The organism is Aurantimonas sp. 22II-16-19i (assembly GCF_002088275.1).
GTDB lineage: Bacteria > Pseudomonadota > Alphaproteobacteria > Rhizobiales > Rhizobiaceae > Jiella.
The window spans coordinates 35,793-42,168 of record NZ_AQQS01000046.1 but is presented as its reverse complement, the minus strand read 5'-3'; the positions used below and the strand labels follow the sequence as shown (position 1 = coordinate 42,168).

At 67.5% G+C, this 6,376-nt stretch carries 6 protein-coding genes; 4 read left to right on the top strand and 2 right to left on the bottom strand.

Translation table 11 applies throughout. The annotated features are described in order from the left end of the window. The first annotated feature begins 428 nt into the window (after positions 1 to 428). The 4 genes from ugpB to ugpC all read left to right on the top strand — a co-directional run bounded on the left by ugpB (position 429) and on the right by ugpC (position 4,731). Positions 429 to 1,727: a sn-glycerol-3-phosphate ABC transporter substrate-binding protein UgpB gene (gene ugpB / locus ATO4_RS24330; protein ID WP_083594372.1), complete on the top strand. Its 1,299-nt coding sequence runs from the start codon at positions 429 to 431 to the stop codon at positions 1,725 to 1,727. A gap of 147 nt (positions 1,728 to 1,874) precedes the next feature. Next, positions 1,875 to 2,756 carry a sn-glycerol-3-phosphate ABC transporter permease UgpA gene (gene ugpA, locus ATO4_RS24325; protein ID WP_083594371.1) on the top strand — a complete coding sequence of 294 codons (882 nt, stop codon included), beginning with the start codon at positions 1,875 to 1,877 and terminating at the stop codon, positions 2,754 to 2,756. 54 nt (positions 2,757 to 2,810) lie between these two features. Further along, the gene (gene ugpE / locus ATO4_RS24320; protein ID WP_083594370.1) at positions 2,811 to 3,659 is read left to right on the top strand and encodes a sn-glycerol-3-phosphate ABC transporter permease UgpE; all 849 of its coding nucleotides are present in this window, start codon (positions 2,811 to 2,813) and stop codon (positions 3,657 to 3,659) included. Position 3,660: 1 nt separating this feature from the next. Further along, entirely contained in the window at positions 3,661 to 4,731 is a 1,071-nt protein-coding gene (gene ugpC / locus ATO4_RS24315) for a sn-glycerol-3-phosphate ABC transporter ATP-binding protein UgpC (RefSeq protein WP_083594369.1), read from the top strand. Between the two features lie 179 nt (positions 4,732 to 4,910). On the opposite strand, the gene ATO4_RS24310 is transcribed toward ugpC, so the two are convergent. Continuing rightward, a complete protein-coding gene (locus ATO4_RS24310; RefSeq protein WP_083594368.1) occupies positions 4,911 to 5,105 on the bottom strand; it encodes a hypothetical protein in 195 nt (64 codons plus the stop codon). Between the two features lie 540 nt (positions 5,106 to 5,645). After that, positions 5,646 to 6,227 (bottom strand): ABC-type transport auxiliary lipoprotein family protein, encoded by a 582-nt coding sequence (locus tag ATO4_RS24305; protein ID WP_083594367.1) that lies wholly within the window; start codon positions 6,225 to 6,227, stop codon positions 5,646 to 5,648. Positions 6,228 to 6,376: the final 149 nt, after the last annotated feature.

The window sequence follows — 6,376 nt, the reverse complement described above, 5'->3', positions numbered from 1 at the left end:
GCACGCCGCTGCCGGCGGGTGCCGCGGCCGGGCTCCGGATATCGTGCCGCGACGTCGGCCCTCGGGCGAGGAACACGCCCGGTTGCCGCCGCCCGATCGGTCGTCGCCGCGCAGCCGGCGCGTCGTCGGCCGCGGGCTGCGCCCGTCGCACCCCGCGCCGGGCGGCGGGGGCCTTCCTTCCGCCTGCCCGTGAGGCCAGGCGCTCACCGCGGCCGTGCCTTCGGCCGCCGGGCCAGCATCTCGGACCCACCGTCATACAGGCGCGGAAATCCCAACGAGTTTGGCCAGTTGCGGGAAGACCCGGCTTGTCATAACAGTGACACGCCCGCCTCTGCTGCAACCTGGCGACGGTGCTCGCGAACCGTCATCAAGCTGTTGCACTGGCTGGCCAATAAGCGGCCCACCGCAGTCTTCTCAGAGGAAACCCCATGTCCATCCGCACGCTGATCCTGTCCGGCGCCCTCGCCGCTTCGACGGCCCTGCCGGCCTTCGCCCAGACCGAAATCCAGTGGTGGCACGCCATGACCGGTGCCAACAACGAGGTCGTCGACACGCTCGCCCGCGAGTTCAACGAGAGCCAGCAGGACTACAAGGTCGTGCCGGTCTTCAAGGGCACCTATCCCGAGACGCTCAACGCCGGCATCGCCGCGTTCCGGGCCAATCAGACGCCCGGCATCATCCAGGTCTTCGACGTCGGCACCGGCGTGATGATGGGCGCCGAAGGCGCCGTGAAGCCCGTGGCCGAGGTGCTGGAAGCCGCCGGCGAGACCTTCGACAAGTCGCGCTACCTGCCCGGCATCGTCGCCTATTATTCCAAGCCCGACGGCACCATGCTGTCGTTCCCCTACAACTCCTCCTCGCCGATCCTCTATTACAACAAGGATATCTTCGAGAAGGCCGGCCTCGACACCGCCAACCCGCCGAAGACCTGGCAGGAGGTGTTCGAGACCGCCCGCAAGATCAAGCAGTCCGGCGCCGCCGACTGCGGCTACACCTCGACCTGGCTGACCTGGATTCATCTCGAGAACTTCGCCGCCTGGAACAACGTGCCCTATGGCACGCAGGAGAACGGCCTCGCCGGCACCGACGTGACGCTCGAGCTGGATGCGCCGATCTTCGTCGAGCATTTCAACCAGCTCGCTTCTCTCGCCAAGGACGGCGTCTTCCGCTATGGCGGCCGCACCTCCGAGGCCAAGCAGCTGTTCCTCTCCGGCGAGTGCGCGATCCTGACGGAATCCTCCGGCGGCCTCGGCGACGTGGTGAAGTCCGGCATCAACTACGGCATCGGCCAGCTGCCCTATGACGAGACCGCCGAGGGCGCCCCGCAGAACACCATCCCCGGCGGCGCCAGCCTCTGGGTCTTCGGCGGCAAGTCCGACGAGGAGTACAAGGGCATCGGCGAGTTCTTCAAGTTCCTGTCGCAGACCGAGATCCAGCAGCAGCTGCACGAGAAGTCGGGCTACCTGCCGGTGACCATGGAGGCCTACGAGGCCACCAAGAAGTCGGGCTTCTACGACAAGAACCCCGGCCGCGAGACGCCGATCACCCAGATGATGGGCAAGGAGCCGACGGCGAATTCGAAGGGCGTGCGCCTGCCGAACCTGCCGCAGATCCGCGACATCGAGAACGAGCAGTTCGAGGCGCTCCTCGCCGGCCAGCAGGACGCCCAGACGACGATGGACAACATCGTCCGGCTCGGCAACGAGGCGATCGCCGAAGCGCAGTAACGCGCCCTCCCCGTGAAACCCGGTGCCGTCGCCTTCGCGGCGGCGCCGGACATCTCGCCGCAGACCCCTCCGGCCGTTCCCGTCAAGAGCCCGCAAAGCCTGTCTTCGGGGCCGGGGCTGGACATCTCACCCCCTCAAGGCCGCGCGTTGCAAAAAGCCGTCTTCCCGAACAAGCTGCTCCCCTATCTGCTGCTCGCGCCGCAGGTGGCGATCACGCTGGTGTTCTTCTACTGGCCCGCCAGCCAGGCGCTCTACCAATCGCTGCTGAAGGAGGATCCCTTCGGCCTGAAGAGCCGGTTCGTCGGCCTTGCGAATTTCTCCCAGGTGCTCGGCAATCCGGACTACCTCAATTCCGTCCGGGTGACGGTGGTCTTCTCCGTCTCGACGGCGGTGCTGGCGATGGCCCTCGCCTTGTTCCTCGCGACCGCCGCCGAGAAGGTCGTCCGCGGCAAGGGCTTCTATCGCACCATGCTGATCTGGCCCTATGCCGTCGCTCCCGCGGTGGCGGGCCTGTTGTGGCTGTTCATGTTCAACCCGTCGATGGGCACCTTCGCCTATCTCCTGCGCAACGCCGGCTACGACTGGAACCCGCTGCTCGACGGCGACCAGGCGATGCTGCTCGTCGTGGTGGCGGCCGCCTGGAAGCAGATCAGCTACAACTTCCTGTTCTTCGTCGCCGCGCTCCAGTCGATCCCGCGCTCGCTTTTGGAGGCCGCCGCCATCGATGGCGCGTCCTCGACCAAGCGCTTCTGGACGATCGTCTTCCCGCTGATCGCGCCGACCACCTTCTTCCTGCTGGTGGTCAACACCGTCTATGCCTTCTTCGACACCTTCGGCATCATCGACGCGGTCACCGGCGGCGGTCCCGCCCAGGCCACCCAGACGCTGGTCTACAAGGTCTACAACGACGGCTTCGTCAATCTCGACCTCGGCGGCTCGGCCGCCCAGTCGGTGATCCTGATGGCGATCGTCATCGCCCTGACGGCGGTCCAGTTCCGCTATGTCGAAAGGCGCGTCCACTATGGTTGAGGCCCTGATCCGCATGCTCGAGGCCCATACCCGCATGCTTAAAGTCCTGTCCCGATGATCGAGAAGCGCGGCATCGGCCGCCCCAACGCGCACCTCGTCCTGATCCTCGGCGTCCTCGTCGTCGCGTTTCCGATCTACTACACCTTCGTCGCCTCGACCCAGTCGCTGGTGACCATCCTGCGCCCGCCGCTGCCGCTGACGCCGGGCGACCAGGCGGCGGCGAACTATGCCGGGGCGATCTTCGGCGGCATCGGCCGGATCGGCGGCGTCGGCGTCGGAACCCTGCTGTTCAACACGCTGGTGATGGCCTTCGGCATCGCGCTCGGCAAGATCTTCATCTCGATCCTCTCCGCCTTCGCCGTCGTGTTCTTCCGCTTCCCGCTGCGGATGGTGTTCTTCTGGCTGATCTTCGTGACGCTGATGCTGCCCGTCGAGGTGCGCATCCTGCCGACCTACAAGGTGATGGTCGATCTCGGGATGATCGACACCTATGCCGGGCTGATCCTGCCGCTGATCGCCTCGGCGACGGCGACGCTCCTGTTCCGCCAGTTCTTCCTGACCATCCCTTCCGAGCTGGTCGAGGCGGCGCGCATCGACGGCGCCGGCCCCATGCGGTTCCTGAAGGACATCCTCCTCCCCCTGTCGAAGACGAACATCGCGGCGCTGTTCGTCATCCTGTTCATCTACGGATGGACGCAATATCTCTGGCCGCTCCTCGTGACCAACGACAACCAGATGAACACGATCGTCATCGCGCTGAGGAAGATGGTCTCCTTCGCCGATGCTGACACGCCCTGGAACATGGTGATGGTGACTTCGATCCTTGCCATCCTGCCGCCGGTGCTGGTCGTCGTCGGGATGCAGCGTTGGTTCGTGCGCGGCCTGGTCGAATCGGAAAAGTGACGTGGCGAATATCGAACTGACGGACGTGCGCAAGGTCTACCAGGGGGGCGTCGAGGCGGTGAAGGGCGTCTCCTTGTCCATCGAGGACGGCCAGTTCGTCGTCCTCGTCGGCCCGTCCGGCTGCGGCAAGTCCACGCTCCTGCGCATGGTCGCAGGCCTCGAGTCGATCTCGTCGGGCACGGTGAAGATCGGCGACCGGGTCGTCAACGAGCTGGAGCCGGCGGCGCGCGACATCGCCATGGTGTTCCAGAACTACGCGCTCTATCCCCACATGACCGTCCGCGGAAACCTCGAATACGGCCTGAAGAACCGCAAGATGGCCGCGGCCGAGATCGCCCGGCGGGTCGACGAGGCGGCGACGATGCTGGAGATCGCGCCGCTGCTCGACCGCCGCCCCGGCCAGCTCTCCGGCGGCCAGCGCCAGCGCGTCGCCATGGGCCGGGCGCTGGTGCGCGAGCCCGCCGCCTTCCTGTTCGACGAGCCCTTGTCCAATCTCGACGCGAAACTGCGCGTCCAGATGCGCGCCGAGATCCGCCGGCTGCAGCGCCGGCTTCGCACCACCAGCCTCTACGTGACCCACGACCAGCTGGAGGCGATGACGCTCGCCGACACGCTGGTGGTGTTGAACGCCGGCAGGATCGAGCAGGCCGGCTCGCCGATGGACGTCTATGAGCGCCCCGCCAGCCTGTTCGTCGCGACCTTCATCGGCTCGCCCGCCATGAACCTCCTGCCGCTGGGTGCGCGCGGCATTCCGGGCCTTGCCGCGCCGGACGCCCTCGCCGCTGCGCCGGGCGCCCGCGCCGAAACCCTCGGCGTGCGGCCCGAGCACATGCGCCTCGTCGGTGACGCCGACGCCCGCCAGGAGGACGACGCCGTCTTCGATCTCACCGTCTCCGGCGTCGAGGTCGTCGGCGCCGAAAGCTACGTCTACGGCACGCTTCCCGAAAACGGCCCCGAAGTCGCCGTCCGCGTCGCCGGCTACAGCCATCTGGAACCCGGCACACCCGTGCGCGCCGCCGCCAACGCCGCCAGCTTCCACCGCTTCGACCAGGCGACCGGCCAACGCGTGTAGCCCGCCCGGCCGACCGGCCGGAAGGCGGGTCGGCTTCGCCCCGTCTGTTTCGGTGTGATCCGGTCGCAAGACGTCTCGGCGCGGGGCGAGAACCCCGCGTCCTGCATGTCGGGATCATGCTGCCGTTCAGTTTCGGCTTGGCGACCGGTGAAGGTGAGGCGGACTGGCCCGGGCCCGCATCAGAAGTCCGGGCATTCCTCGCAATCGTCGCAGACGGCGACGCCGCCGATCACCGTGCCGTCGGCCATGCCGAAGGGGGCCTGGCAGTGGATGCAGACGCCCACCGGCCGCTGGTCGAAGAAGAACGGCCGCGGCCGCTCCCGGCGGCGCTTGCGGGCCAGCCAGCCCTGCTTCTCTTCCTCGGAAAATGCCATGCGCGGCCCTCCCCGCCTGCCGGCGTGCTCGGAAGCGGAGCCCGCCTGTCATCCGAGCGATCGACCCTGAAGCCTGGCGTGGAGGGAGACGCCGCGAACTGCCGCCTTCCGCCCCATCACCGGACGTGATGATGCCCGAGCGGCTTTAACATTTGCTGATTCGGCCCCCGTCGATGCGACACATCGGGGCTGCATGGCGGGTCTGCAGACGGCCTCACCTCGCGCAAGTCCGGCCCGCAGGCTGGCTTTCACCAATCATCGCCGACGACGGTTCACCGCGAAATCCGACGGATCGTCATTCACGGGCCCCGTCCCAACCGCATTCAGATATCTCGCGCCGGCGTTTCGGCCCGCATCTGGCGTGACGAACCCGCGTCGCAGAACCGACGTCCCAGAATGGATGGTGGCACCACCGCCTCGTCATCCCGGGCTTGACCCGGGATCCGTTCCAAACCGTCGGTTGGGAATGCCGCCGGGTCACAGTGGTCGGCGGCGTCGGCGATTTGGAATGGGTCCCGGCTCAGGGGCCGGGATGACGCCTCAGATCAGCCCGAGCGTCCAGACGACGATCTCGCCGGAGATCCGGTCGAAGGCCCGGTTTAGCGCCGCCACATAGGTGTCGTTGCCCGCCCCGCCGGTCGGGACCGCCACCGTGAAGATCTTGGTGCTGCGCACCGTGCCGTTGCGGTCGTTGAGGGCTTTCACCGAAATCTCGATGCGCGCGGTCGCAGGTCCCGCCACGTCGATTTCGAAGCGGCGGATTTCCATGACCAGCTGGTAGTCGATGGCCAGCCCCTGCCCCGGCACGCCGACGGCGCCGATCCGGCCGGTGTTCTCGAAGGCCTGCAGGAGCCGCAGCTGCACCATCCGCGGCAGCCGGTCGCTCCACTGGCTCTGGGCGAGATACTCGACCGCATAGGGCGCGGTCTTGACGACGATCTTGTCGTTGTCGAGCGTCTTGATGGCGGTCGGCTCGGGAATGAGGATCTGCGCGCGGGTCGCCCCCCGGACCGTGACATCGGCGGGCGAAGACAGCTCGAACGTATCCGGCGGAACCGCCGTGCAGCCGCCGAGCAGCGCCGCCACGAGCGCGGCCAGCAGTGATGTCCTCATGCCATTCATCGTCGCGCCGTTCCCTCGTGCGTCGACGCCAGAACGCCCCCCGCCGCCCTTGCGTCCCATCGCCGGCCGATCCGGCCGCCCGTCCCGTTGCTTGCATCCGCAACCGGGCGTGTCAATCGCGCCGAACCCCGCAGGCCCGGCCCGCGCCG